Origin of the sequence: Turicibacter sp. H121 (assembly GCF_001543345.1) — a bacterium.
Taxonomy (GTDB): domain Bacteria; phylum Bacillota_I; class Bacilli_A; order MOL361; family Turicibacteraceae; genus Turicibacter; species Turicibacter bilis.
The window spans coordinates 241,942-267,471 of record NZ_CP013476.1 but is presented as its reverse complement, the minus strand read 5'-3'; the positions used below and the strand labels follow the sequence as shown (position 1 = coordinate 267,471).

Below are 25,530 nucleotides of genomic sequence, written 5' to 3'. Positions count from 1 at the left end.
AACACATATGACCAACAGTGGATTTCACGATCTTGGGGTTATTATAATGAATGGATTCTCGGCATCCTTTCGTGTTTTGAATACTAGTATTAATTTAATTTATTGTCTTCTAAAGAATGACGAATCTAAAAAACGTGCTTAAAAGATGCACGTTTGCCGTTTCCCAGGCGTATTTTAAAGTAGATGCTGATTGGTGGGGTGAAACGATGAAAAAGGTAGAGGAATGTAAGTTTTTGAGTGGAAGTTTTGTGGAGGATAGAATTAGGGAAGCGTTTAAGAAAAATGAGTATTGTCAGCTTTTTGAGCTGAGTTGTAAGTATCCAAAAGAGGCTGTTCAGTTTGCGCCATATCAGACGTTAAAGACGCGTTTAAAAGAACGAATTAAAGAAGACATGCGTTATCAAATACTAGATCGATTTAAAGTTGAAACGATCGAACATCTTCCATATAAATATGTAGAGGAGCTTGAAAACTTTATCAATCATGAGTATTGTCCATCAAAAGGACTAGTCAAAGAAATTTATAATTTAAGTTTATTTTATGATTCTGTTCGTCTAAGAACGGGTTTAAGGTTAGATGAAACAAGTGTGAAAGGAAATTATAAGCGTGAGCTAACCTTCTCTGAAGATTTAAGACGAATTATTGATGCAGAATTTTAAAGGCGTTAGATCGTAGGTCTAACGCTTTTTCGACGTTTAAAATTCCAATTTTATGTCATCACACACGCGAGGTTACTTGATTTGTCATAAGATAATATTACTCAAAGACACTAATAGTAAAAAATTCTCGAGGTGAAGCAGTATGGAAAGCAGTAGTCAATTAACTGAGTCTAAAATGATGCAAGTCTTAGAGTGGGGGTATGAAAAAGCAATTCAAGGACTTCCAGGTATGGAGTCGGCAGAAGAGTTAGCTAAACGTTATCTTGAAAAGTATGACACCGTTGATGAAGCCATTGATACCTTCATAAATTGGCAGTGTGCAAAATGTGCAACCAGTGGATTTATCACTGGATTAGGGGGACTATTAACATTACCAGTTGCCATTCCAGCTAACATTAGTTCCGTTATTTTTGTTCAAATTCGAATGATTGCAACTATTGCAAAAATGCGAGGATATAACCTCAAAGATGATCAGGTTAAAACATTAGTTTTTGTCGCTTTAACGGGTCAAGCTGCGACAGATATTTTAAAACAAGCAGGGATTACGATTGGCTCAAAAGTTGGGATAAATTTAATTAAAAAAATGCCAATGAAAGTCATTTACCAGATTAATAAAAAAGTCGGCTTTCGCTTAGTAACGAAATTTGGTCAAAAAGGGATCATTAATTTAGGAAAATTAGTCCCTATTGTTGGTGGTGTTATCGGTGGAACCGTTGACACCGTTGGAACCTTAACTGTCGGAAAAACAGCTAAAAAACTCTTTATTTAACTATTCAGCCCCCGTAATATGTAAAAAAATGACGCCTTGCGTCATTTTTTTTGTTTAATATTCGGTCATTTTAACGGATACAATCTGTTCATTTTCATTAATATCATTAAATAGTGTTGTAGCATCCAGTGTTTTACGAAGTTTTTTGGTTGAGAAATTGAAGGATATTTCAGTGATATCGTCATGTAAACCAAGAAGTTCTAAATCAAGAATATGCGCATGATACTTTTTTGCCGTAGCATTTAAATGCTGTAAGGTTTCATTTAATTGATGACATTGAAGATTAATCGAAAAGCGGCGATATTTTCCGAAGGGAATGAACGTGGAAGCATGTTCAAAAATGGTGAGCGTTAAGATGACAGATACAAATCCAATAACGGAGATAGCATAGGCTCCTGATCCAACGGCGAGTCCTAAACAGGCAACTACCCAAAGACTAGCGGCTGTTGTTAATCCTTTAATGGTAGTTCCTTCTTTCATAATGGTTCCCGCTCCTAAAAAACCGATGCCAGAAATGACTTGAGCACCTAAACGAGAGGGATCAACGTTAAATTCGGCTCCAATATGAGTAGCATTAAATGATCCAAGTTGCATGATGGCACAGGAACCCACCGCAACAAGCATATGAGTTCGTAATCCGGCGGGACGATGCGTACTTTCTCGTTCCCATCCGATGAGACCACCAATAAACATGGCTAGTAAAGTGCGAAAAGTAATATTGATTAAAAGTTGATAGTTCATTAGTGTTCCCCCCACATTTAAAACGGTTTATGTTTTACGATATGAAAAATTAAAGTCAAATAGAACGTGCAAGTGTTTGAAGTGATGATTTAGATAATATCTCAGATGTTTTTTTGCTTGATGAAATCAAGTATAGTTTCTTGATTCTGCTCCACACTACTTTTGAAAGGAGTGTTGTTATGCAAAATCAAACCCAAGTGGTGAATTTAAATTTTTTAAATGATCGTAAAGAAATCGTGACTTCTAATGAAAAGTATAAATGCGTCTATTTTAATTTTGAGGTCGGAGATGGTTTAGCTAAACATCGTCATGAGGGATATGCGACAGTGTTAGTGCTAAAAGGTGCGGTGAAGATGACATTTGAAACGGAGAATCTTCCACTGGCACCTGAAAATATTTTTGAATTAAGCGAGAATATGATGTTATCGTTTGATGCGCGTGTCGTTCATGACTTAGTGGCACAAGCACCGTCACAAGTACTAGTCACAATTTCAGAACGTCTAAGTTAAGAAGTGAGAGTTCTCACTTCTTTTTTTATGTATGAAGATCCGACAAAATACCACATAATAAGTGTATCTAAGCTATGGCGAGGTGGGATCATGAATTTATATAATTTTATGAATGAGATTGATGAAACCATTTTAAATCGAGGGCTTCTTTATTTTAAAGATGGTCATGTGCTAGGAACAAAAGTGTTATCAAATGGATGGGTGGAAGTGTTGGTGGTAGGGCATGATGACTATACGGTCAGCGTTCAACTAGCAGACGACGGTACCATCTTAAAGGCAAATTGTGCATGTCCGTACCGAGGAGGTCCGATTTGTAAGCATGAAGTAGCTGCTTTTTATTCCCTCTCTCATTCCTTTACTCCAAAAGAAAGTCCTTTAGCCAGTCTTTTAAAAAGTTTATCGATCGAAACATTGGTGGCAGAGCTTTTAAAAGTGGCAGATGAAAATCCAATGATTTATGAACGGTTGATGGCCTATCAGCAACCACAGGATCAATTAGCAACGTTTGAAAGACAGTTAGAGGAACTGGTGGCTAAACATATTCAGTTCGGTCATGAGATTTCAGGAAAAGCGGTACAACGCTTCGTTGATGATTTATATGAGTTGCTAGGGCAGATAAAAGAGCAAGCGTCTGTTCAATTAAAGGTCGAAATGATGCTTTTATGTCGAGAGGAATGTGAGGGAGTCGATAATCAAATTGATGATTCAGATGCCATTTTTTCTGAGTTTTTAGGGGAGTTACATGCTCAGTTGCAAAGCCTTATTTTTGCGACCATCGATTATCATCAAGACATGGATGAGGTTTATTCATTATTGATGAGTCGATTACAAAAAAATGCTACATGGGTTGATTTTGAACTCCTTGATTTATTGTCGGAGTATGGGCGAGACCCACAATACTTACAACAGATGATTGAGTATATTGAAACGATGGTTGAAGTGGTTGAAGATAAGGTGAAAGGGTCTTTGTATAAAGTGTGGTATGAATTACTGGCGAAGTATCAGGAAGAAAGTTTAGATGCGTTCCTCGAATGTCATGCCGATGTGCCAGTCTTAACAGAATTTCGAGTGGAACAATTCGTTTTGCAATCAAGGTATGAGGAAGCCATTCCGTTGATTTTAGAGCTTGAATCGTTTGAAGAAAATCGATTTGATGCGACATGGAAACTGTATCGATATACGATTTATGAAAAAATGAAAGATATAGAGGCGATGAAAAAACTGGCGTATGAGCTCTTTGTTGGAGGGAATTTTGATTACTATGCGAAATTAAAAAAACTTTATGGGGAGGCGTTTCCTTTCATTTATGAATCCCTAAAATTAGAGATGCGACGATTAGATAAGCAGGAGCTTTATTTGAAAATGATTGAAACAGAAAAAGATCAAGAGGCACTGCTGGCTTATGTGAAAGAGGACTTACGTTACATTGAAAGGTTTGCAAGTTTACTTTGGGACACATTTGAAACAGAGGTGCACCATTTATATGAGCAGTATATTAAACAGGAACTCATGAAGGTTAGTCATCGAAGTGGTTATCGTCGAATCTGTGCCATTTTCAGACGATACCGTCCCTTTACAACCGATGAGGCGTATGAGACACTTATTCATCAATTAATCGCGATGTACCCCCGACGACGAGCCTTGATTGAGGAATTACAGTGTTTACTTCACGAATTAGAGGAAGAAAGCTCAAATCAGCATGTCGAGCAACTATCAATAGATATCGCTTAAAAAAAGATGACCTGAAAAGGTCATCTTCTTTTAGTTATTCATGGTCATATAGTTAATCACAAAACTATGAACTAGCTCGTCTTCACTGGCAAATGAGGTTTTATAGTAAGTATGATAGTTAAAGGATTGAATGTAAACATTCGGGTTATCTTTCAGCCAGTTGTTGACGGTCTTCACCAAAATCTCTTCTCCTGCTGTGCTTGAAAAGATTTTAATCATAGGGACTCCTCCTTTAACAAATGAGATAATACATTATATGTGTCAAAAGTCCAAAAAATGCTTCATCTTTTGTATGAAAATGATGGATTTAGGATTATAATAGAATAATTAGTTAGAAATGAGGCGTTAGTATGAAGAAGTGGATTTGGATATTGAGTGGTTTAGTGCTATTGATCATTGGGGGTGTTTATGTTAATCGTCATCTTCCCGAATGGATGATTAAAGGTGGACTCGCGTATGTACAGAAAACGGATTATGCGTTAATTTTAGAGTCAGATAAGGTTTCGCTGAATACGGACCAAAAGGCTGTGGCCAAAGACGTGTTGCAAACAATGACCTATGATGTGAAAGGGACCCGTCTTTTAGGCGATGAAGCGTTTGTGACTGTTGAGGTGACGCTTGTTGATTTAATTCAGCTCATAGATAATGAAAAAGAAGCGATTTTTAAAAATACATTATCAGATTGGAAACAAACACTAAATGATTTATTTAATCAGCGAATAGAAGGGGTTGTCATTCGACAGTTAGCGCTTGTTTTAGAGCAGACAAGGGAGAAGCCGATGACAACTGTCACGATTGAGGTTCCGTTTGTTCGAGAATATCTATGGTGGAAACCTGTGATGACGAAAGAATGGATTGAATCCATCGTACACGATTATTTAACGCACGAATAGGGAGCGGATGTGTCGCATATGCTTTTTTAGAGGAGCGTGATGCGCATGAAATTAAGTCGCACCGATTTATTTTGGGGAATTGCACTCATAGTGATAGGAATTGGGTTTGGTGGAGAAGCGTTAGGATTATGGAATTTTGAAGTGTTTTTTAATGGCTGGTGGACGTTATTTATTATTGTGCCTTGTCTAACCAGTATGTTTGAATCAGGAATTAAGCGATCAAATACCATTGGTTTGACGATCGGTAGTTTGTTGTTATTATCGAGTTGGAATGTGGTACCAGAGGAGTTAGTTGTTCCTCTTTTATTAGTTGTCATTGGGGGTGTTTTAATTTTTATCCGTCCCTGGTCTGACAGAAATGATTAATCATTTCTGTCTTTTTTAGTTGCTTTTTAGGGACAAGGGGAGTAAGATAAACATATATTAATTAAAAATAGACACCGGTTGAAACTTTATAGAAGAGTTTCCCTATGGGAACACCGAAGGAGTCATACTCTCAGGTACTTGTTAGCAAGTGAGGACTGTAAAGTGGACGGAACTCTGGAGAGACCTATTGATTAGGCGCCGAAGGGGCAAGGCAGTGATGCTCAATCTCTCAGGCAAAAGGACAGGGATATTATCGACTTTTTTGAGACGCTTTTTTTAGCTGCCTCAATTTTTCGTTAATGCTAACTCCAGAGTCATCTTTTTAGGATGGCTCTTTTTTGTTAGTTAGGTGAATAAAAGTGCTCTTGAAAAAGAAACATCCCTTCTTTTTTAGGCAACCCTTCGGGTGTGGAAAAAAGGAGACGATCGTATGATTCAATTTTTAGACCAGTTAGATAATTTTATTTGGGGGCCCCCTCTACTTGTGTTATTAGTCGGAACAGGAATCATGTTAACCATTCGTTTAGGATTGATTCAGGTGACTAAACTTCCTCAAGCCTTAAAGCTGATTTTTAAATCTGATCATTCAGGTGAAGGTGATATTTCTTCATTTGGTGCGTTGTGTACCGCTTTAGCGGCAACGGTTGGAACTGGAAATATTATTGGTGTGGCCACAGCTTTAGCAGCAGGAGGACCAGGTGCATTATTTTGGATGTGGTTCGCGGCTTTCTTTGGAATGGCAACGAAGTATGCTGAAGGTGTTTTAGCGATTAAATATCGTCAGCTTGATGAGAATGGTCAGGTAGCGGGTGGCCCAATGTATTATATTACAAACGGAATGGGTGAAAAATTCAAACCGTTAGCGATTTTCTTTGCGTTTAGTGGGGGCTTAGTCGCGTTATTTGGAATGGGGACATTCACGCAAGTGAATGCCATTACGAGTAGTATTGAAAATACGTTACATCTTCCAGCTGAGGGAGTGGGGATCGTGTTAGCACTATTAGTGGGGATTATCACTTTTAGAGGCATTAACTCGATTTCAAAGGTGGCAGAAAAAGTGGTACCTGTTATGGCAGCCTGTTATCTTATCATCTGTGTCACCATTTTAGTGATCAATCACGCTTCACTTCTCCCAGCTTTTGAACTGATTTTTAAAAGTGCATTGACCCCAACAGCAGCGGTTGGTGGATTTACGGGAGCAACGGTAGCGATGGCCATTCGAAATGGAGTTGCGCGCGGGGTCTTCTCAAATGAGTCCGGACTTGGAAGTGCACCGATTGCAGCGGCGGCAGCGAAAACAGAGTGGGCAGCTGAGCAAGGATTAATTTCCATGACAGGAACATTTATTGATAGTTTAATTATTTGTACGTTAACTGGATTAACACTCATGGTCACAGGCGTTTGGCAAATGTCTGATGTTGCCACAGGAGCGTTAACAGAAACCGCGTTCAATACGGTTTTACCAACGATTGGAGGACTTCCATTAGGATCCGTATTATTAATGGTTTGTTTATCATTATTTGCTTTTACCACAATTTTAGGTTGGAACTATTATGGAGAGCGTTGTTGTGAGTTCTTATTCGGCGTGAAAAGTATTACACCGTATCGTTTGATTTTTGTTTTAATGGTAGGACTTGGGGCTTTTCTACAACTGGAAGCTGTGTGGTTAATTGCTGATATCGTTAATGGATTAATGGCACTACCAAATTTAATTGCGATTGTCGCTTTAAGTGGAGTCGTTGTTGCCGAGACAAAAGCTTACTATGAACATCTTCAACAATCCAAATTACAATCAGTGGAAGCTATCCAAGCGATGGAAGATTAATTTTATCATTTAATAAATAAAATCAGGTGTAGGAGTGAAAAGAACCGGATCACATTTATTAAATGTTGAGAAAGGCCTTATAAAATAAGACAAAATGACTATAAAATTTTTATGTTTGTAAAAAAAACTTGAATTTTCAAATTTATTTGCGATAATAATATCAATATTCAAAAGAGAAAAAGGAGGATGAAAGTATGAAAAAGTTACCGTTAATTGCACGCATTGCGATTTGGCTTTTAATCGGGATTAGTCTGGGGGTGATCTGTCGCACCACGGCGTTTGAACTACCGATTGCTATGACGGCAACCTTTCGTACTTTGTTTGGAGCCTTCTTATCTTTTGTTATACCGTTAATTATTCTTGGACTGATTATTCCTGGAATTGCTTCCCTTGGACGTCAGTCAGGTAAAGGATTATTATTAACAACTGGGTTAGCCTATGTGTCAACGATTTGTGCAGGATTAACTGCTTTTATGATTGGGAAGATTTTTTTACCAATGTTTACAAGTGATCTAGGCTTATTACCGAGTGAGGGTTCTTCGGTGTCACCTATCTTTACCATTGATATTCCAGTACTAATGAGTGTCATGAGTGCTTTAGTCCTCGCTTTTATTTTAGGAATTGGATTAGCTGCTAAGAAAGATAGTGTGTTATTAAAAGTTTGTCAAGATTTCAGTGAGATTATGATGGGGGTGATCAGTAAGGTGATTGTTCCTATCGTGCCACTTTATATCGGTTCCGTTTTTTCAGAATTAAGTTATAGTGGAGAAATTTTTGTAACCATCAAATCATTCTTAATGGTTTATGTTGTTTTATTCTTATTACAAGTTGGTTATTTACTAATTTTATATAGTGTGGCTGGAGGGATTAAACGTAAAAATCCATTTGCTTTATTAAAGAAAATGTTACCTGCTTATTTGACAGCTATTGGAACACAATCTTCGGCTGCAACGATTCCTGTAACACTTGAATGTACAAAATCAAATGAAGTAGATGAGGAAATTTGTGAGTTTGTCATTCCGTTATCAGCCACGATTCATATTGCAGGTGATACGATGACACTTGTGCTCACATCTATGGCGATCTTCTTTATGAATGGTCAAGTGCCAACGCTAGCACAATATATCCCGTTTATTTTCATGCTGGGTGTGATTATGATTGCTGCCCCAGGAGTACCAGGTGGAGGTGTCATGGCTGCTTTAGGTTTATTAGAGTCAATGCTTGGATTTGGAGCACTTGAAACCCCATTAATGATTGCCTTACATGCGGCACAAGATAGCTTCGGAACAGCGACAAATGTCACAGGAGATGGAGCTATTGCCATTTTTGTTGAGAAATTGATGAAACGCTCAAAAGAAAAGTCAACTCAAACGGTTGGCGTTGAACCAGTTATTCACGATTAGTGATTAAACCAGTTACGAAAAGTAACTGGTTTTTTTATGTTTAATAGATATATTTTCCTTCTTTTTCGACCATACTACGATGGAATCAATAGGAAAGGGTGGTAGGGTATGGACTTATCGAATTATGAGTCTTTACGTGCATGCTCAGCTGATGAGGTGCTTCATCAATTAAGGCAAGCAAATCAAAAGTTAGAAATTTATGCTGCGGAGATTAATCCTGAACTTTTTGTCAATTTACAATTACCAACATTTCCAAAAGCAGATGTCATCATGTCTAAAGAAGTCTTAAGCGTTTCAGATGATGAGTTTTTAGCGTTATTTCATCGTGTTTTTTATGAATCTTTACAGGTTGAAATCGATTTGAAAGAAGAGAAACGAATTAAATACTTAAAAGGTTGGTGCCTGTTAGCGATTGTTTGTGTTTCCATTTTATTTATTAGTTTTAGTCAAAACCAGGAACTCAAAGTTTTAATGTTTATCATCGTCATGGCACTTTGTGGGTGTTTATATGAGTTACTTAAACATAAAACGAAGTTATTTGTCTCAGATATTAAACGACGAACAAATTTTAAAGTGATGGCGGATAGCTTCCTTGGATTTTTACCAACCGTTTATATTATTGATCAACAGATGTACATTGGAGCTAATTTGTTAAAACGTCCATGTAGTATGGAGTTTTATTCTGTTGAATCTGAAGCTGAGCAACAGCAGCTAAAATCAATCTATGAGCATTATGTGATGGCTAATAGACGTATTCAAGATGAGTTTATTATTGGTCAATATTTCGAACGAATGCATTCGGATGAGCTGTCTAGTATGAGTTGGCAAGATTAGATTATCTAAGACCTTAAGCTACGTTGATATATAAGTCCAGATAAGTTTTTTACATCGTAAAAACTTTTAGCTGGACTATAGTCTGCCTTGAACGGCATGATCATCCCATATTTCGGTTGCTGTATTAAACGTAGAAAACATTTCTGTTTGTATATAGGCAATCTAATCAGAGACTTTTTTGATCATTAGTTTTTGTTTAAGAGGTTATTTTTGAGCGATTCATGTTTAGTATTTGCTATATTAGAATACTTTTTTGAGGAGTCGAATTAATTTATGAAAGTATTAGGTTATAAAAACTAATTATCAAATTGAATAGAAGTAAATCATTAATGAGGAAAGTAATTAAATCTATTGTTGAAAAAATAAATCCATATTTTTTATATAATGTTGAAAAAAGTCGAAATAATGTAAAGGATTAAAGGAATGAATTTAGATACTCATGTGAGGAATAAAAACAAATCGCTTGTAAAATGATATCAAATTGAGTAAACTATTATTATTTGATAAAATATATTGGAGGTTATTGCGACTCATGCAAAGTACATTTTTTACAGATTTTTTATATTTAACAGATATTAAGACGATTCTTTTTATCGTTGTGTTATTTGCTTTATTCTTTGTAATGAAGCAAATGGAGAAAAAGAAAGTTAAATTTTCAACGCGTATGTTATCTGCAACTGGAATCGGATTGGTCTTAGGACTTTTAATTCAAGTAGTCGGGGGATTCCCAGATGCACCACTTGAGGTGCCATTCATTGCAGAAATTAATAAATGGTATGGACTATTTGCTAATGGATTTATGGATTTATTAAAAATGTTAGTTATTCCATTAATTTTCGTCTCAATCATGCGTGTTATTATTAACATGAAACAAGGTGAAAATTTAGGGAAATTAACAGCTCGTACGTTAGGTCTTTTAGTTGGAACGACTGCTATTGCAGCGATTATTGGATTAGTGGTCGGTAACTTATTCCAATTAGGTGTGAATTCACACTTAGTAGCTGGAGAGGCAACGATTCGTGAAGTAAGTTCACTTGTCGATACGTTACGTGGATTATTGCCATCTAACCCAATCTCAGCGATGGCTGATGGTAATGTTGTTGCTGTTGTGATCTTTGCAGCCTTCTTAGGACTTGCTACAAAGCGTCAAACGAAAAAATATTACGATATTGTCAAGCCATTCATTGATTTAGTTGAAGCTTTCTATAAAATAATTTTAAGTGTTGCGATGACAATCATTAAATGGATGCCATATGCTGTTATTGCCTTACTTGCGAATACGATTGCAGGGCGTGGAATGGCTGCTATTGGTGAAGCTATAGACTTTATTTTAGCTACATATATAGGTGTCGCCTTAATGTTTGTCGTGCATTTAATTTTAATTGCCTTAAGTGGATTAAATCCATTCCGTTATGTGAAAAATGTTTTAGATGCCTTAGTTTTAGCTTTTACGTCACGTTCATCACTTGGAACATTACCAGTAAGTATTGAAAAGTTAACTGATAATGTGGGACTAGATAATGGGACAGCAACGTTTGTTGGAAGTTTAGGTTCAAATGCCGGAATGAACGGATGTGCTGGAATTTATCCAGCTTTAGTGGCCATTACAGTAGCCAATATGACAGGAACACCAATTGATATGACATTTATCATTATGTTAGTTATTGTCATTGCCTTAGCTTCATTTGGTATTGCTGGTTTACCAGGTTCTGCGACAATGGCTATTTCAGTTGTTTTATCAGGAATGGGAATGGGAGAATACTTCCCATTAATTGCAGGGATTATTGCGATTGATCCAATCTTAGATATGGGACGCACGATGTTAAATGTTAATGGAACATTAACAACGGCAGTTTTAGTTGGAAAATCATTCAACAAAATTGATCAGGATGTTTACTACGGACGTAAACAAGTTGAGATTTAAAATAAAGGCCATGTTTTAAAATAAAAGTCTCTCATAACCGAGAGACTTTTATTTTAATTTATTTGCTAAAAATTGTGTGTCTTTTCTTTATCTATAGGGAAGAAAAGACTTAATTTAACATTTGATAAATATAAGCGTCAAGTGATATAATCTCCTTACAAATCAATTGGAGGATAAAAACATGAATAAAGAGCTTTTTGAGTGTTCTCTTTGTAGTGAATTATATGAAGCTTGGGCAGATGCCTTTAATGAAACAGAAAGTCGCTCTGAACATGAGGACAAAGAAAATCTTAAGGATCCAGGTCATGATGGTGATAATAACTAATAACCTTTCACTTTTTAAGTCAGTGAGAGATAAAGGATAAATAACTAGATACTAAGTAGGACTATAAAAAAAGGGTTAAAATCGAGGGGGGTCCTTAGTTTTCCCTACTGATTAGTATTTTTCAAAACAAAAAGACGGATCGTTTCATTTGAAATGTTCCGTCTTTTTAGTTTCTTAGGCTTTCATTTCTGTAATTCCCATATCCAGTAATTGAAGTTTAATGGATCCAATTTTTGAATCTTTAGCTACTTCATACTTTGTTGGTTCAATGGGTTCTAAAGCACCAACGATATCGATAATCTCATGGTTATCTGATAATCCTTGTGTCGTAATCACTTTGTAGCAGGCAATGATTTCTTTATCTTCTTGATGTTCAATTTTAGTGTATTCCGTATAGCTATTGGCTGAGACTTCATTCCATGCGTGGAAGAATTCGATATTAAAGTTTAAAGCTTTTAAATGCTCACGAAAAATATCGATGCGTTCAATTAGATAGGCATCTTTTAAATCGTCTAATTCAATCGTCATTAAGTCATTTAAAAAGGTTTGTTGTTCTTCCTTTGTTGCTAAACGTGTTTGATTATCTTCATCCATCGTTAATTGTTGTTGATAACAACCATATACTTTCGTATTTAATTGGATTTTCCATTCTGCTTGCATTGGTTTAACTCCTACATCTATTAGTTTTTCTGATTGTATTTTACTATATTTTTGGTTAAATGAGTAGGGAATGTTAGTTATGAATGATGATTATGGTGATTAGTTTCTATTTAGTCATAAAATTGTGATAGGTATCCTACAAAAGTCAGTCATTTTATAGGGGGAAAGAAGTGATAGTAGATAATGATCTACTTTTATGAGTGTTTTAGAATTTTATTAAATGATATTAAAAACATCGAAACTTTAGGATTTCGATGTTTTTAATTGGTCAATGAAATTAAAGAAGCTTTGTAAGCTTGAAAGATGATGGGTTTCTGTAATTCGTCCTTTTAATCCATTGATAAATGCTTCGGTGTACATAATCGGAGCGGGACGCGACTTACTGTATCGGTATCCATTTTCTTGCATCATGCATCGTAAATAACGTTCGTGATAAAGAGATGAGGTCGATACGAGACGACGACTTAGATCATTTTCCATATATTCAGGATCACTGGAAGAGACGTTGTAATGTGTTAAAAATGGTAAAAACTTTTCACTAGGTTGCGCTGGGAAAAAGTCACGATTTCCAAGTAACCAGGTTTCGAGACACTTATTTTGAACAAAGATGACAAATGGGCAAGTTAGAGGTTTCGGATAATTTTTGATTTTTTGGGTGACGATTTCGGTTCGCCTTTCTGTGCCCTCCTCATCACCATCTAAGAAAATTAAGAGGTAGTCAATTTTTTGAGTGTCATTAATCGTCTCAATCGTTTGTCCGAGGACATTTTTTGAAGGGGACGTTGCATCGGTTCCAAGTATTCGCGGATAGCCGAGTCCACTAAAAATAACATATTGATTTTCTGTCATCTCATCGATCGTCGGTGCCCGAGTGATAGAGGGAAGTAAGAGTGGAATCCAGTGATCAATAATTTTATGGCCGGATTTTCCATCTTCAACGAGAATGTAGAGATTCATGTTATAAGACCCCCTCAAATTCTAATCGATTCATTAATTCAAAAAAGGCATCATATCTCGTTTTTCCGATTCCGAATTCTTCAGCTGATTGGGCATGGATTGTCGATTGTTCTCTTGTGATAATCTGCCATGATTCACTCGGAATATTATTGATGATATATGGATGATGACTACTTAAAATCAGTTGAAGATCTTCACGTGCGACTATTTGTTCGAGTAAAGGTCCCATACAGTTTAACCCGAGTCCATTTTCAAATTCATCAATCAAGAGTAAAGATCCAGATTCGCTTAAAATCACTTCAGTTAAATAATAAAAAGTTTTAAGCATTCCATCTGATAGAGTTTCGATGCTTAACCATTCACCACTTTTTTCTTTGAAGAAAAGGTGAAGAGCAGATTGAGGGGTACATTGGACTTGAATATCTTCAATCGAATCAAAGATAAGTTGAAAAATTGAGAGAATCTCTTCTTTTTGCTCGTTACTTGCAAGGATAAACCGTTTGGTGAATGAATTCGTTTGTCTGATTTGATTGATAGGTTTCATCAAGTTAATAGAAGGAAGTTGGGTGATTAAATCTGAGGGAGCATCTAATAATGCTTCATTGCACCAAAGTCGAATGATAACCGGATGATGATCTTCTATATAAACTAAGTAATGATAGTGTTGATGGTTTAACTCAAAGCGTAATTCATACTCTCCATCTTCAAGGTCGGATGAAGATTGCCCCATTAAAAGTTTAAAAAGGCTATCGATATAGGTCAAAACTTGACTTTTTCCAGAACCTGAGACTCCGACTAATAACGTGAGCGGATGAAATGATGAAAGATTAACACAAAGTCCCGTTGCACTACTCGCACGCAATGACTCCAATCGCACAGTGATCGCCCCCATTTTATTTTTACTTAGTATAAGATATGAAAAAATGAGTTAAAGTGTGAATTGCCCGTATTTCTTAAGATTTTCTTAATCAAGAGGCAACTGACAAAAAAATTCAAAAATCTACAAATTTGAATGTTATAATTAAGGAAAAAATTAGGAGGAATCGAGGAATGGGGAAAAAAATAAAGTAAAAATCACGCTTATAACTCTCATTGTTGTGGTAATCGGGGTTGCAGGATTTTTTATGTGGAAGAGTAGACCATCTAACAATGGATTAACCGCCTATGTAGATTCAGTTTCAATGATTACAGATCTTGGGAGTGGAACTGGATTAACTAATCGATATAGTGGGGTAGTAGAGCCACAGGAAACGATTGAAATTAATCGTAATCAAGAGCGACAAGTCAAGGAATTGTTTGTTAAAATCGGTGATAAAGTTGAGGAAGGTACAGAACTTTTTGCTTATGATACAGATGAAATAAGTTTAAGTTTAAGTCAAGCCGAATTAGAGTTAGAGCGCTTGGGGCATCTATTATAAGTTTAAATGAGCAAATTAAATTATTAAACTCACAAAAAGCTTCAGCACCCGAAGATCAAAAATTAGACTATACGTCACAGATTTTAAATACTGAAAATGACTTAAAACGCGCAGAGTATGATAAAAAAAGTAAAGAAGTTGAAGTTGCGCAATTAAAAGCGTCACTAGAAAATTCAGTCGTGAAAAGTACCGTTTCAGGAGTGGTGAAATCAATTAGTGAAAATGGATATGATATGTATGGTCAGAATGAAGCATATATTACGTTATTATCAACGAAAGATTATCGAATTAAGGGAAAAGTGAGTGAGCAAAATATTTGGCAATTACAAGCTGAGCAACCGGTTATTATTCGTTCGCGTGTGGATGAAACACAAACATGGAGTGGTATGATTACGCATGTCGATTTAGAAAATACAAAGTCTAACAACAATAATAATTACTATGATAGTAATGGTGAGAGTGGAAGCACTTATCCGTTTTACATTGAGCTTGACTCAGCGAGCGGTTTAATTTTAGGACAACATGTTTATATTGAATTAGACAATGGACAAGATGAGGTGAAAGAAGGCGTTTGGTTATATGACTATTATCTTGTCCATGAAGAAGATGGAGATTATGTTTGGGTTGCCACAGAAAATGATAAATTAGAAAAACGTAAAGTTACACTGGGTGAGCTAGATGAAGAATGGATGCGATATGAAATTTTAGATGGTTTAACAGTAGATGATTACATTGCTTTTCCAGATGACCGTTTAAGTGAAGGAATGTCTTGTGAGCGAATGCTAGGATCAGGAGGATATTTATCAATGGAGGAGTCAGATTTCGAAGAAGGATTTGAAGGAGATTTTAAAGAAGACTTCAATGAAGAAGTTGAAGGGGAGTTTAATGAAGGTATTGAATCTGAGATTATAGAAGAAACTGAGAATACAACCATTTCACCGTCTTCAACAACAAGTCAAAGTATTAGTAAACAATAGGGGGGAGGTTGAACCATGATTTTACAGTTAGAAAATATTAATAAACATTATTTACAAGATAAACTTGAAGTCCCTGTCCTGAAAAATATTACGTTTGAAGTGGAAGCGGGAGAATATGTCGCCATCATGGGACCATCAGGATCAGGAAAGTCAACCTTAATGAATATTTTAGGCTGCTTAGACCTCCCTTCATCAGGAAGTTATCATCTTAATGGATTAGATGTTTCAAAATTAAATGATGCACAGTTATCAGATTTAAGATTAAAAGAAATTGGATTTGTTTTTCAAAGCTTTCAATTGTTATCACGCCAAAGTGCGCTTGAGAATGTAGAGTTACCATTGACTTACGCTGGTGTTTCAAAACAGGAACGTCGTCAACGAGCGACGTTGGCTTTAGAGCGTGTTGGATTAGGTGAACGATTACACTTTAAACCGACTCAGCTTTCAGGGGGACAAAAACAACGTGTTGCGATTGCAAGGGCGATGGTAAATAATCCAAGCATTTTACTAGCGGATGAACCGACAGGTGCATTGGATAGCAAGTCTGGTGCGCAAATTATGTCACTTTTTAAGAAGCTAAATGAAGAAGGCGTCACAATTGTAATGATTACTCACGATCGTGCAATTGCAGACCAAGCTCAGCGAAAGATAGAAATTTTAGATGGAGAGATTGTTTATCATCCAGAGAGAGGGGGCGTGGATCGATGAAAAAAGCACCTTTAATAATTGGCGCTTCGTTGCTTTCATTTGGTTTGATTGGTGGAGGAGTTTATGCTTATCAGCAACTGAGTGGCGGCTCAGCGATTGAGGTACAACCTGTTGCGTACATTAGTACGTCATGGTGGGGCGACGTGAATGAATCAGATGGTTATGTTACATCGGATATGACACAAGAGGTCATGCTTCAAGATCGCAAGGTAATCAAAGAGGTACTGGTTCAAGAAGGACAACAAGTATCGATTAACGATCCATTGTTAGTTTATGATAGTACGTTAGTTGAGTTGGAACTTGAAATGCAGCGACTAACTATCGAAAGTTTAAAAGTAAACATTGATTCAGCTAAACGTCAGTTACAAAAATTAAATTCAACTCAACCGATTGCAAAAAGTGAAGGAAACCCAGTGACCACAATGCCCGTGTCATTAACAAGAACACGAACAACAGAAGGAGAACAAGAAGAAGTTTTAACCTATGCCACAGCGTTAACACCTCTTGAGGATGGAACTTATTCTTTAGAAGTTAAAGCTTCAGCCAAGTTAAATGTGTCATTCTTATATCGTTTAAAGGGGTTAGATGAAGTGGGACAAACTCAAATTTCACAACCGATTCAGTTAAGTTTGACTCTTTTATCGGATGATGGATCACAACCAATGATTAAAGTATTAGATGGATCAAGCTTAGAAATTCCAGCAGAGTTTATTGAAATAACAGTTAGTGACTATTTTAAAGAAAGTATACCTGATGAACCTGAACAAAACCAACCAGATCATGAGGAGAAGCCTGATCAAAAACCAGAAGAAGAACCAGAACAACCGACCTGTCCGGAGCAGCCGGTTTGCCCCGAACAGCCAATATATCCAGATCAGGAGCCTGAAGAGGAACCTGATATCTCACCAGATCTCCCTGATTTACCCCAAGAAGGGTATACTAAAGAGGAGTTAGCACAATTAATTCAGGAAAAAAAGACAGAGATTCAAACATTAGAACTTGATTATAAAGAGGCACTTCTAAAAGAAGAGAAGATTAAAAAAGAAATTGAAAATTTAACGGTTCGTAGTAGTGTTAACGGAGTGGTCAAAAAAGTTGGCGATCCAAGTGTCGGTTCGATTGAAGGATCAGCATTTATTGTTGTTAGTAGTGATAGTGGCCTTTATTTAAAAGGAACGTTAACAGAATACCAATTAAATGAGGTGGAACCTGGACAAATGGTAGAGGTGATGTCATGGGATACAGGAAATAGTTATATTGCTTCTATCACAGAGATATATCCATACCCAGTCGATGATCCGTATTCGTATGGGAATCAAAATGTTTCTAAGTATCCTTTTGTCGCTTATATTGAAGATGCCACCGATTTAAAAAATAATATGTCTGTTTCGGTTCGAGTTCAAGAAAACGTTGAAAATTCAAATGCTTTATATTTAGACATGGCTTACATTGGTGATGAAAATGGACGCAAGTTTGTCTATAAAGTTGATGAAGACTTCCGTCTGAAAAAGGAATACATTCAAACAGGGAAAGTCATTTATGGTTCGTATATGGAGATTCTTTCAGGTGTTAATGAAGATGATCAAGTGGCCTTCCCATATACTAAAAATATTAAAGATGGTGTCAAAGCTAAAGAGATGACAAATATATGGGGGACTAGATATGATAGAAAATATTCAACTATCGTTAAAAGGAATCTGGTCCCATAAAATGCGTTCATTTTTAACTATGCTCGGGATTATTATTGGGATTGCTGCGATTATCGCTATTGTCTCAACGATTAAGGGAACGAATGAACAAATTAAGCAAAATTTAATTGGATCAGGAAATAATGTAGTAAATGTAAAATTAAGCCAAGATGGTTATGAAGTCGATGCAGGACAAGTGCCTTATGGAACTCCTGTGATGACGAGTGATATTTTAGAGGAAGTTAAAGCGATTGAAAATGTAGAAAATGCTTCGTTCTATGTGAGTCGAAGCTATGCTGATAGTATTTATTATCAAAATACGGTATTAGATGGGGCATCAGTGAAAGGAATTGATGAGCATTATTTCCAAACGACAGGATATTTGATTAAACAGGGACGTTCATTTATTCCATCAGATTATGAAGAGTTTCGTAAGGTCGTTATTTTAGATCAAAATGCGGCAACAAGTATCTTCCAAGGAACTGATGCCATTGGAAAAACAATTGAGATTATGGGGGAACCATTTATTGTTGTTGGTGTTGTTTCACTACCAAGTAGCTTCTCACCTGTGATTCATTCGATTGAAGATTATTATATGTATCATCAAGATAACGGTGGAGCCCTTTATATTCCAAATGCTGCTTGGCCAATCGTTTATAGTTATGATGAGCCGCAACATTTAGTTGTTAAGGCAACTGATACGGATGCGATGGGACAAGTCGGGCGAGAAAGTGCAGATTTATTAAATATGTATTTAGGAGACAATAATGTACAATATAAAGCAACCGATGTTTTAGAACAGGCTAAACAATTACAAGAATTAAGTGCCGCAACGAATCAACAGTTGATTTGGATTGCAAGTATTTCTTTACTTGTTGGTGGAATTGGTGTGATGAATATTATGCTCGTTTCTGTTACAGAACGTACGAGTGAAATTGGATTGAAAAAAGCCATTGGAGCCCGAAAAAGTGTGATTCTCACACAGTTTTTAACTGAAGCCGCAGTATTAACAAGTTTAGGTGGTGTCATTGGGGTATTAGTCGGTGTTGGACTGGCTCAAGTCATTTCTCGAATTTCTCAAACGCCAGTGGCCATTAGTGTACCGGCTATCGTTTTATCAGTCATCTTCTCAATGATTATCGGAATTGTCTTTGGGTTATTACCATCCGTTAAAGCAGCAAACTTAAATCCAATTGATGCCTTACGGTATGAATAGTTAGTTCTAAAAGGTACTCAAATATTTATTTATTAGAATAAATTCATTCATAATAAAACACTAAAAAGCCTTAGAGAAACGAGCTGAATCGCTGTGTTTTCTAAGGCTTTTTAGTTATTTATCTTTTCTTTTTACCTAGCTTTATTTTTTCAGTCCTTCTTTTATCGTTAGTCATCGATTAAAAGGAGAAGTGAAATAAGATAGTCTGGTTATACAGTGCGTTATCAGTGGGACAACTAGCCGTTATTGAAGATAATCTTAGGACATGGAGTTAGAATAACATGACGGTAGGATACAGAAATCCTCTTTTAAGTATAGCTTAATTTATTGTTTAAAGTTTTTGATATGAGTTCTATATATAAACAGAAATGTTTTCTACATTTAATACAGCAACCGAAATATGGAATAGCTATGCCGTGCAAGGCAGACTATAGTCCAGCTAAAAGTTTTTACGATGTAAAAAACTTATCTGGACTTATATATATAAATAGATAAGTAGTCTACCTCTCAAGTAGCAAATAAAAAATACTGATCTGTTTTACCAATCAAGGCAGCCTATCGTTCAGGGGTTCCCTGGCAGTTTCACTTGTGAAACAATCCACCATTGCTAGGGAATGGGTTGCCTGGCATTTTTGGAGAGAATGTATCTACCTCTAGTATGGCTTAAAAGTTTTTATCATCTGAAAAACTGATTTGGACTTATATAGACTAGAGCCACAGTTGGTATATAATCTTGATTAAAAGAATTTTGTCTTTTCTTATATTTAAAGATAGTGAGAGGCGTGAAACGTTACTAATAAAATGATTGTTTTTTATGAGCTAGACAGGAAAATGAAAAACCACCATCTAATATGGTGGTTTAGTTGAACGCCCTGTTTAAGGGAGTTTTATTTATTCGGTTAAAGCTAACTCTTCTTCGTGAATTTTATCAATGGGTTCATCTTGTTGAACGCTATTTTCAATTTCACGGTAATGATCCATCTTTACACGAAATAATTCTCCATTTGTTGGGGGGTATAGGTAATAGCATTTGCTCCCGCTGCAATGGTTTCAAGAATTGATTCATCTGTTGGTCCGCCAGTTGCGATAATCGGAATGGTTGGGTATTGTTGGCGAATTTTACGCACAATGCTAGCTGTTTTAGAACCACCACTGACATTTAAGATATCAGCTCCAGCATCAATACGAGATTGAACATCTGTATGTTCAGAAACAACCGTCACGACGACAGGAATATCAATCGTTTCTTTAACGTATTCAATGGTTTCACGAGGTGTGGGTGCATTTAAAACGACGGCAATAGCACCTTGGAATTCGGCATGTAAGGCAATGTTTGCTGAACGCGTTCCATGTGTTAGTCCTCCACCAACACCACAAATAACAGGAATGTCTGAAACGGACATGATCGCTTGAGTAATCGTTGGTTGTGGAGTGAATGGATAGACGGCAATGACGGCATCTGCATTTGTATTTTTAATAATTGCTACGTCTGTTGTAAAGATAAATGATTTTAATCGTTTACCAAAGATACGGATTCCACTTGCATTTCGAATCACATCTGGGACACGAACGAAATTTTTACGCAAGTTACTCGTTACCTCAGGTACAAGTTTTTCGGGAATATTTACTTTATTCAAACTGTCACATCCTTTCGTAATGTCCCTAATTACAATATATTCATTATATCGAAATTGTCTGAAAAAGTTAATGATATCCGATTTTTTTTTTATAATTCTCATAGGAATTTCTCGAAATTTACGCTTTTTATAAAAATTTCGCACTCGTTTCCATTATATTTGTCGACAGGTGAAAAAACTTACGTCTGAAGGTGGTCAATTCTAATGATTAGTAGTATACTTGAAAAGGAAAAGAATCCTGTTATATTTCTTTAAAGGGTGCAAAGACTAAGTTTAATACTAGTTTTTGTTCTTTTACTATGTTTATGAGACAGTTGGAGGTGACATCAAGTGGAAGATTCCATTCCCATACGGACAATTAAATTAATCACATGGATGTCACCAAGTGTCGATGACATCGTGTGAGACTATAAGAGGTGATTCGATGAGAAGTGAAGTGAATTTCATTAATTCACTAACAAGTGGCGGGTTTGAGTGGGTTAACTTAATTAATCCCACCCATCAAGAAGTAGAAACATTATGTAAAGCACATGACTTAGAGTATGAAACAGTTATTACAGCACTTGATGAAGAAGAGCGTTCACGTGTTCAAATTGAAGATAACTTTACGATGATTATCGTCGACGTTCCTGTCTCATTTGAGTCTGATACGTATTACTCAACTGTCCCACTTGGGATTGTTAAAACAGATCGCATGCTTTTAACATTATGTACACAAGAGTTAAATGTATTTAGCAAACGCTTAAAAGTCACAACAACAAGTATCAATGCACATATTTATCAAATTTTATATACGATCTCGATTCAATACTTAGGTTATTTACGTGTTATTGAACGTAAGAGTAGCCAAGTTGAGCGTGCCTTACGTCACTCACCACAAAATGAAGATTTAATCGAAATGTTGGACTTACAAAAAAGTTTAGTTTACATGTCTTCATCCCTTCGTTCAAACCAAATCGTATTAGAACGTTTAGTCAAGCTTGAAAAAAATGATACACCGGAAGCTGAAATGTTAGAAGATGTTATCATTGAAAATAAACAGGCGATTGACATGTCAAAAATTTATGGAAACATCTTAAGTAGCAACTTAAATGTCTTTGAAACAATTATTTCAAATAACTTGAATATGGTCATGAAATTTTTAACGGTCGTCTCAGTGATTATTGCGGTTCCAACCGTCGTTTCAAGTTTCTGGGGAATGAATGTTCCCGTCCCATTCCAAGAGAATAAATACGGGTTTTTAATTGTTTCTATTATTTCAGTTATTATTACGATCTTAGCCGGTCTTTACATTAATCGTAAAGAAAACCGACGTTATAAAAATAAATAGAGGAGCCCATCTGCCTTGCAGAGGGTTTTTTCTTTCTTGAGGTGATCACATGAACTTAAATGAACAATTACAACGACAAAAATCTTATTTACATCACCACGGACCCATCTCCATTCAACAACGACTCAAGGCATTAATGCAATTAAAGCAAGCAATTAAACAGTACGAAACAGAGTTAGAAGAGGCACTGAAAAAAGATTTAGGAAAGTCTTCTTTTGAAGCTTACACCTCAGAGATTGGTTTCATTTATTCGTCCATTGATTATACGATAAAGCATTTAAAGAAATGGGCACGTCCTCGTCGTGTGAAGAGCGATATAGCCCAATTAATCGGAACATCTTCGGTTTATCCATCCGCCTACGGCGTCGTTTTAATTATTGGACCATTTAATTATCCCGTTCAACTTTTATTAGAACCATTAGTAGGAGCCATTGCAGGTGGAAATGGCGCCATTTTAAAACCTTCAGAGCTTACCCCAACCGTTGAAAAAGTATTAGTTTCATTAATAGAAACAGCCTTTAGTAATGAGTATGTTTCTATTGTAACTGGTGGAGTTGAGATTAATCAGGAGCTGCTTGATTTACCATTTGATTATATTTTCTTTACCGGGAGTGTACGAGTTGGTAAAATTGTCATGCAAAAAGCGAGTCAACATTTGACTCCAATCACACTCGAACTGGGAGGAAAGTCTCCGGTGATCATTGATGAGACAGCGAATTTGAAGCGGGCAGCTGAGCGTTTAGCTTGGGGAAAATTTATGAATAACGGTCAGACGTGTGTGGCGCCAGATTATGTCCTTGTTCATCATCAAATTTATGAAGCTTTTTTAGAGGAACTGATTCAAGTGTTGATGAGATTTTATGGTGAGAATCCATATTTAAGTGAGGACTATGGTCACATCGTAACGCTCCAGCATACGAAGCGCTTAGCTCAGCTCATTGAAGAGAACCGCGAAAAGGTCATTATTGGAGGTGAGGTAAGACTTGATGAGAGATATGTGTCTCCAACCATTTTTAAAGATGTTTCGCTAGATGATTCTTTAATGGAAGAAGAGTTATTTGGACCTTTATTACCGACGATGAGTTATCGAACGCTTGATGAGATTGATCAGTGTCTAGCTTTGCATCCTAAGCCACTTGCTTTTTATGTTTTTTCTGAAAATCAGACCTTTGCGAATCATTTGATTCAACGTTATGCCTTTGGAGGCGGATGTATTAATGATGTCGTGACACAGGTAGCATCGAATTATTTACCTTTTGGTGGAGTGGGTCCATCTGGTATGGGGCGTTATCATGGAAAAGCAAGTTTTGAGACGTTTACGTATGAAAAAGCGATTGTTAAACGTTCAACGAAGGTTTCTGTTCCACTCGTATTTCCACCTTATCACAATCGTTTACGATGGATTAAAAAAATAATGAAGTAAGTAGTCATGATTTGGCATATTATTTAATAAAGGAGGAGAAAATATGTCGTGTCTTGGAAATTTAATTTGGATGATTTGTGGCGGATTGATTAATGCTCTCATCTGGTGCTTTTTTGGAGTGCTATGGTGTCTCACTATTATTGGGATTCCAGTTGGACTTCAATGTTTTAAACTAGCTAGGTTACAATTTGCACCGTTTGGAAAGGAAGTTGTAACGGTGAATACATCGGGTGGAACTTTTGTTTTAAATATTGTTTGGCTTTTATTTGGTGGTTTAGAATTAGCCCTAGTTAATTTAGTTAGTGCGATTCTTCTAACGGTGACGATTGTTGGGATTCCGTTTGCGCGACAAGCGCTAAAATTAGCCATGTTATCCTTAATGCCATTTGGAAAAGAAGTGTTGTAAACGTCTCATATTGGGGCGTTTTTTTATTTATTTGGTAATTTTTGTTTAAAAATACAGTTCTTTTCTCATACTAAAGTAGGTGATATAATGGAAAAAAGAGTCGTTTATATAGCTTATTTGATTATTGCATTTGTCATTTTTAACTTTTTTTATGGGTTTACCGATTGGGTTGCCTCTTGGCAGATGTGGGATTGGTATCTCGTTATTTTACTGTTAACCATTGTGAGTTTACTCATCATCAAATATAAACAAAACCAACGGAAATTAGCGGTGGAGCAGTATGCAAAAGAGAATGATCGACGACGGATTCAGCTAAGTCAGTTGTTACTGTTTGAACAGTTAGATAAATTGAATGATGAACTCTTCCATGAGTTATTACAGCGTTTTTTTGAGCTTCAAGGATATGAAGAGCTTGAAGTCAGCTCGAATCCAATAACATGTGGTTACGATTTTATGATGTGGAATCAGGGACAAAAAATTATAGTAAAATATTTTAAACGCGTTCCGATGATTGAAAACTTATACACGGATCCTGAAGGATTAGATTTTGCTCTTGGCGAGCTAGTGACTTTAAAAGAAATTCGTGAGTTTTATGGAAGTATGAAAGATTATGACATTCAGGCAGATATAGCTATCGCTTTAAGTACGAGTGATTTTGAAGAAGAGGCGTTATTGTTTGCAAGTCGAAATGGTATCAAGTTGATGAATGGTCATGAATTTTATGAGGCACTTAATGGACTAAAGGAGGAAAAGACAACCATTTCGCCTTCACCACAAGTTTCAGTGTCTTGATTTGCTCCTTTGATGAACTGTTTCATACACTATATAAGAAGCAGTGCTTTTGGACATCAAAAAAAATTTGAATTCTGTCGTCATTTTTTGTGAAAGGAATTAAATGATGTTAATGGTAATGCAGCCAATAAATCTTGTAGTCGAACAAAGTAAAGGATGGTGATTAGATGTTTTGGAGTGGTTTTGTAGTTGGAAGTGCGGTGACCTTTATTGGGTTAACCATCTATAGCTGTTTAGTGGTTGCTTCGCGTGCTGATCAACAAATGGAAGAGGAACTTAACCAGGAAAATAAATAGTTTTAATACCCTTGGATAAACTAACAGTAAATTAAAGAATCCG

The 25,530-nt window shown here is 36.3% G+C and carries 27 protein-coding genes and 1 riboswitch; of the genes, 21 read left to right on the top strand and 6 right to left on the bottom strand.

The window, feature by feature from the left end:
- Nucleotides 1-134: 134 nt before the first annotated feature.
- Together AT726_RS01180 and AT726_RS01175 are read left to right on the top strand one after the other, a co-directional pair.
- Nucleotides 135-659: a hypothetical protein gene (locus AT726_RS01180; protein ID WP_158508530.1), complete on the top strand. Its 525-nt coding sequence runs from the start codon at nucleotides 135-137 to the stop codon at nucleotides 657-659.
- Between the two features lie 142 nt (nucleotides 660-801).
- Nucleotides 802-1,428, top strand: a complete 627-nt coding sequence (locus AT726_RS01175) for an EcsC family protein (protein ID WP_055274889.1) — start codon at nucleotides 802-804, stop codon at nucleotides 1,426-1,428.
- A 54-nt stretch (nucleotides 1,429-1,482) separates the two neighbouring features.
- Here the strand turns inward: AT726_RS01175 and AT726_RS01170 are convergent, their stop codons facing one another.
- On the bottom strand, nucleotides 1,483-2,169 hold the full coding sequence (locus tag AT726_RS01170; protein WP_068758849.1) for an MgtC/SapB family protein: 687 nt from the start codon (nucleotides 2,167-2,169) through the stop codon (nucleotides 1,483-1,485).
- Between the two features lie 179 nt (nucleotides 2,170-2,348).
- On the opposite strand from AT726_RS01170, the gene AT726_RS01165 reads away from it, so the two are divergent.
- On the top strand, nucleotides 2,349-2,678 hold the full coding sequence (locus AT726_RS01165) for a hypothetical protein (protein WP_068758848.1): 330 nt from the start codon (nucleotides 2,349-2,351) through the stop codon (nucleotides 2,676-2,678).
- Between the two features lie 90 nt (nucleotides 2,679-2,768).
- The gene (locus tag AT726_RS01160) at nucleotides 2,769-4,409 is read left to right on the top strand and encodes an SWIM zinc finger family protein (protein WP_068758847.1); all 1,641 of its coding nucleotides are present in this window, start codon (nucleotides 2,769-2,771) and stop codon (nucleotides 4,407-4,409) included.
- A 30-nt stretch (nucleotides 4,410-4,439) separates the two neighbouring features.
- On the opposite strand, the gene AT726_RS01155 is transcribed toward AT726_RS01160, so the two are convergent.
- Complete coding sequence (locus AT726_RS01155; protein ID WP_055241556.1) at nucleotides 4,440-4,628, bottom strand: hypothetical protein; 189 nt, start codon at nucleotides 4,626-4,628, stop codon at nucleotides 4,440-4,442.
- Nucleotides 4,629-4,759: 131 nt separating this feature from the next.
- Between AT726_RS01155 and AT726_RS01150 the strand changes: the two genes are divergently transcribed.
- The 7 genes from AT726_RS01150 to AT726_RS12790 all read left to right on the top strand — a co-directional run bounded on the left by AT726_RS01150 (nucleotide 4,760) and on the right by AT726_RS12790 (nucleotide 11,979).
- Nucleotides 4,760-5,302 (top strand): hypothetical protein, encoded by a 543-nt coding sequence (locus tag AT726_RS01150; RefSeq protein WP_068758846.1) that lies wholly within the window; start codon nucleotides 4,760-4,762, stop codon nucleotides 5,300-5,302.
- A gap of 45 nt (nucleotides 5,303-5,347) precedes the next feature.
- Nucleotides 5,348-5,668, top strand: a complete 321-nt coding sequence (locus tag AT726_RS01145; protein ID WP_055274897.1) for a LiaF transmembrane domain-containing protein — start codon at nucleotides 5,348-5,350, stop codon at nucleotides 5,666-5,668.
- A gap of 164 nt (nucleotides 5,669-5,832) precedes the next feature.
- Nucleotides 5,833-5,923: riboswitch (glycine riboswitch) on the top strand.
- A gap of 175 nt (nucleotides 5,924-6,098) precedes the next feature.
- On the top strand, nucleotides 6,099-7,493 hold the full coding sequence (locus tag AT726_RS01140) for an alanine/glycine:cation symporter family protein (RefSeq protein WP_068758845.1): 1,395 nt from the start codon (nucleotides 6,099-6,101) through the stop codon (nucleotides 7,491-7,493).
- A 194-nt stretch (nucleotides 7,494-7,687) separates the two neighbouring features.
- Nucleotides 7,688-8,896: a dicarboxylate/amino acid:cation symporter gene (locus AT726_RS01135; protein WP_068758844.1), complete on the top strand. Its 1,209-nt coding sequence runs from the start codon at nucleotides 7,688-7,690 to the stop codon at nucleotides 8,894-8,896.
- A gap of 108 nt (nucleotides 8,897-9,004) precedes the next feature.
- Nucleotides 9,005-9,730 carry a hypothetical protein gene (locus AT726_RS01130; protein WP_055274905.1) on the top strand — a complete coding sequence of 242 codons (726 nt, stop codon included), beginning with the start codon at nucleotides 9,005-9,007 and terminating at the stop codon, nucleotides 9,728-9,730.
- A gap of 532 nt (nucleotides 9,731-10,262) precedes the next feature.
- Nucleotides 10,263-11,654 (top strand): cation:dicarboxylate symporter family transporter, encoded by a 1,392-nt coding sequence (locus tag AT726_RS01125; RefSeq protein WP_068758843.1) that lies wholly within the window; start codon nucleotides 10,263-10,265, stop codon nucleotides 11,652-11,654.
- A gap of 181 nt (nucleotides 11,655-11,835) precedes the next feature.
- Complete coding sequence (locus AT726_RS12790; protein ID WP_156344918.1) at nucleotides 11,836-11,979, top strand: hypothetical protein; 144 nt, start codon at nucleotides 11,836-11,838, stop codon at nucleotides 11,977-11,979.
- 174 nt (nucleotides 11,980-12,153) lie between these two features.
- Here AT726_RS12790 and AT726_RS01120 read toward each other — a convergent pair whose 3' ends face one another.
- The 3 genes from AT726_RS01120 to AT726_RS01110 form a co-directional block, all read right to left on the bottom strand.
- Nucleotides 12,154-12,639, bottom strand: a complete 486-nt coding sequence (locus AT726_RS01120) for a hypothetical protein (RefSeq protein ID WP_055274909.1) — start codon at nucleotides 12,637-12,639, stop codon at nucleotides 12,154-12,156.
- 243 nt (nucleotides 12,640-12,882) lie between these two features.
- A complete protein-coding gene (locus tag AT726_RS01115; RefSeq protein WP_055241541.1) occupies nucleotides 12,883-13,596 on the bottom strand; it encodes a hypothetical protein in 714 nt (237 codons plus the stop codon).
- A gap of 1 nt (nucleotide 13,597) precedes the next feature.
- On the bottom strand, nucleotides 13,598-14,473 hold the full coding sequence (locus tag AT726_RS01110; RefSeq protein ID WP_055241539.1) for an AAA family ATPase: 876 nt from the start codon (nucleotides 14,471-14,473) through the stop codon (nucleotides 13,598-13,600).
- 247 nt (nucleotides 14,474-14,720) lie between these two features.
- Here AT726_RS01110 and AT726_RS01105 point away from each other — a divergent pair, with 247 nt between their 5' ends.
- The 5 genes from AT726_RS01105 (at nucleotide 14,721) to AT726_RS01085 (ending at nucleotide 19,603) form a co-directional block, all read left to right on the top strand.
- On the top strand, nucleotides 14,721-15,014 hold the full coding sequence (locus tag AT726_RS01105) for an efflux RND transporter periplasmic adaptor subunit (protein ID WP_068758842.1): 294 nt from the start codon (nucleotides 14,721-14,723) through the stop codon (nucleotides 15,012-15,014).
- 203 nt (nucleotides 15,015-15,217) lie between these two features.
- Nucleotides 15,218-15,991, top strand: coding sequence for a hypothetical protein (locus AT726_RS01100; RefSeq protein ID WP_068758841.1), 774 nt, complete (start codon nucleotides 15,218-15,220; stop codon nucleotides 15,989-15,991).
- 15 nt (nucleotides 15,992-16,006) lie between these two features.
- Entirely contained in the window at nucleotides 16,007-16,699 is a 693-nt protein-coding gene (locus tag AT726_RS01095) for an ABC transporter ATP-binding protein (protein ID WP_055241534.1), read from the top strand.
- Complete coding sequence (locus AT726_RS01090; protein ID WP_068758840.1) at nucleotides 16,696-18,408, top strand: hypothetical protein; 1,713 nt, start codon at nucleotides 16,696-16,698, stop codon at nucleotides 18,406-18,408. Before AT726_RS01095 ends, AT726_RS01090 begins: the two co-directional genes overlap by 4 nt.
- Nucleotides 18,362-19,603, top strand: coding sequence for an ABC transporter permease (locus AT726_RS01085; RefSeq protein ID WP_055274917.1), 1,242 nt, complete (start codon nucleotides 18,362-18,364; stop codon nucleotides 19,601-19,603). The genes AT726_RS01090 and AT726_RS01085 overlap by 47 nt, the downstream gene beginning before the upstream one ends.
- Nucleotides 19,604-20,586: 983 nt before the next feature.
- Here AT726_RS01085 and AT726_RS01080 read toward each other — a convergent pair.
- The gene (locus AT726_RS01080) at nucleotides 20,587-21,240 is read right to left on the bottom strand and encodes a hydrolase (protein WP_335338310.1); all 654 of its coding nucleotides are present in this window, start codon (nucleotides 21,238-21,240) and stop codon (nucleotides 20,587-20,589) included.
- Nucleotides 21,241-21,664: 424 nt separating this feature from the next.
- Here AT726_RS01080 and AT726_RS01075 point away from each other — a divergent pair, with 424 nt between their 5' ends.
- From AT726_RS01075 to AT726_RS13405, 5 genes are all read left to right on the top strand, one after another.
- Nucleotides 21,665-22,570 (top strand): magnesium transporter CorA family protein, encoded by a 906-nt coding sequence (locus tag AT726_RS01075; RefSeq protein WP_055241527.1) that lies wholly within the window; start codon nucleotides 21,665-21,667, stop codon nucleotides 22,568-22,570.
- Nucleotides 22,571-22,619: 49 nt separating this feature from the next.
- Nucleotides 22,620-23,993 (top strand): aldehyde dehydrogenase, encoded by a 1,374-nt coding sequence (locus AT726_RS01070; protein ID WP_068758839.1) that lies wholly within the window; start codon nucleotides 22,620-22,622, stop codon nucleotides 23,991-23,993.
- A gap of 43 nt (nucleotides 23,994-24,036) precedes the next feature.
- The gene (locus AT726_RS01065) at nucleotides 24,037-24,399 is read left to right on the top strand and encodes a YccF domain-containing protein (protein WP_055274923.1); all 363 of its coding nucleotides are present in this window, start codon (nucleotides 24,037-24,039) and stop codon (nucleotides 24,397-24,399) included.
- Between the two features lie 87 nt (nucleotides 24,400-24,486).
- The gene (locus AT726_RS01060; protein ID WP_068758838.1) at nucleotides 24,487-25,191 is read left to right on the top strand and encodes a restriction endonuclease; all 705 of its coding nucleotides are present in this window, start codon (nucleotides 24,487-24,489) and stop codon (nucleotides 25,189-25,191) included.
- A gap of 167 nt (nucleotides 25,192-25,358) precedes the next feature.
- Nucleotides 25,359-25,487, top strand: coding sequence for a hypothetical protein (locus AT726_RS13405; protein ID WP_256637927.1), 129 nt, complete (start codon nucleotides 25,359-25,361; stop codon nucleotides 25,485-25,487).
- Nucleotides 25,488-25,530 lie beyond the last annotated feature (43 nt).

Coding starts and splice junctions, on each gene's coding strand:
- AT726_RS01105 (WP_068758842.1), top strand. CDS start 14,721: ATGTGGAAGAGTAGACCATCTAACAATGGATTAACCGCCTATGTAGAT.
- AT726_RS01070 (WP_068758839.1), top strand. CDS start 22,620: ATGAACTTAAATGAACAATTACAACGACAAAAATCTTATTTACATCAC.
- AT726_RS01120 (WP_055274909.1), bottom strand. CDS start 12,639: ATGCAAGCAGAATGGAAAATCCAATTAAATACGAAAGTATATGGTTGT.
- AT726_RS01125 (WP_068758843.1), top strand. CDS start 10,263: ATGCAAAGTACATTTTTTACAGATTTTTTATATTTAACAGATATTAAG.
- AT726_RS13405 (WP_256637927.1), top strand. CDS start 25,359: ATGTTTTGGAGTGGTTTTGTAGTTGGAAGTGCGGTGACCTTTATTGGG.
- AT726_RS01075 (WP_055241527.1), top strand. CDS start 21,665: ATGAGAAGTGAAGTGAATTTCATTAATTCACTAACAAGTGGCGGGTTT.
- AT726_RS01115 (WP_055241541.1), bottom strand. CDS start 13,596: ATGAATCTCTACATTCTCGTTGAAGATGGAAAATCCGGCCATAAAATT.
- AT726_RS01090 (WP_068758840.1), top strand. CDS start 16,696: ATGAAAAAAGCACCTTTAATAATTGGCGCTTCGTTGCTTTCATTTGGT.
- AT726_RS01140 (WP_068758845.1), top strand. CDS start 6,099: ATGATTCAATTTTTAGACCAGTTAGATAATTTTATTTGGGGGCCCCCT.
- AT726_RS12790 (WP_156344918.1), top strand. CDS start 11,836: ATGAATAAAGAGCTTTTTGAGTGTTCTCTTTGTAGTGAATTATATGAA.
- AT726_RS01130 (WP_055274905.1), top strand. CDS start 9,005: ATGGACTTATCGAATTATGAGTCTTTACGTGCATGCTCAGCTGATGAG.
- AT726_RS01165 (WP_068758848.1), top strand. CDS start 2,349: ATGCAAAATCAAACCCAAGTGGTGAATTTAAATTTTTTAAATGATCGT.
- AT726_RS01160 (WP_068758847.1), top strand. CDS start 2,769: ATGAATTTATATAATTTTATGAATGAGATTGATGAAACCATTTTAAAT.
- AT726_RS01095 (WP_055241534.1), top strand. CDS start 16,007: ATGATTTTACAGTTAGAAAATATTAATAAACATTATTTACAAGATAAA.
- AT726_RS01065 (WP_055274923.1), top strand. CDS start 24,037: ATGTCGTGTCTTGGAAATTTAATTTGGATGATTTGTGGCGGATTGATT.
- AT726_RS01175 (WP_055274889.1), top strand. CDS start 802: ATGGAAAGCAGTAGTCAATTAACTGAGTCTAAAATGATGCAAGTCTTA.
- AT726_RS01085 (WP_055274917.1), top strand. CDS start 18,362: ATGATAGAAAATATTCAACTATCGTTAAAAGGAATCTGGTCCCATAAA.
- AT726_RS01135 (WP_068758844.1), top strand. CDS start 7,688: ATGAAAAAGTTACCGTTAATTGCACGCATTGCGATTTGGCTTTTAATC.
- AT726_RS01145 (WP_055274897.1), top strand. CDS start 5,348: ATGAAATTAAGTCGCACCGATTTATTTTGGGGAATTGCACTCATAGTG.
- AT726_RS01060 (WP_068758838.1), top strand. CDS start 24,487: ATGGAAAAAAGAGTCGTTTATATAGCTTATTTGATTATTGCATTTGTC.
- AT726_RS01170 (WP_068758849.1), bottom strand. CDS start 2,169: ATGAACTATCAACTTTTAATCAATATTACTTTTCGCACTTTACTAGCC.
- AT726_RS01150 (WP_068758846.1), top strand. CDS start 4,760: ATGAAGAAGTGGATTTGGATATTGAGTGGTTTAGTGCTATTGATCATT.
- AT726_RS01155 (WP_055241556.1), bottom strand. CDS start 4,628: ATGATTAAAATCTTTTCAAGCACAGCAGGAGAAGAGATTTTGGTGAAG.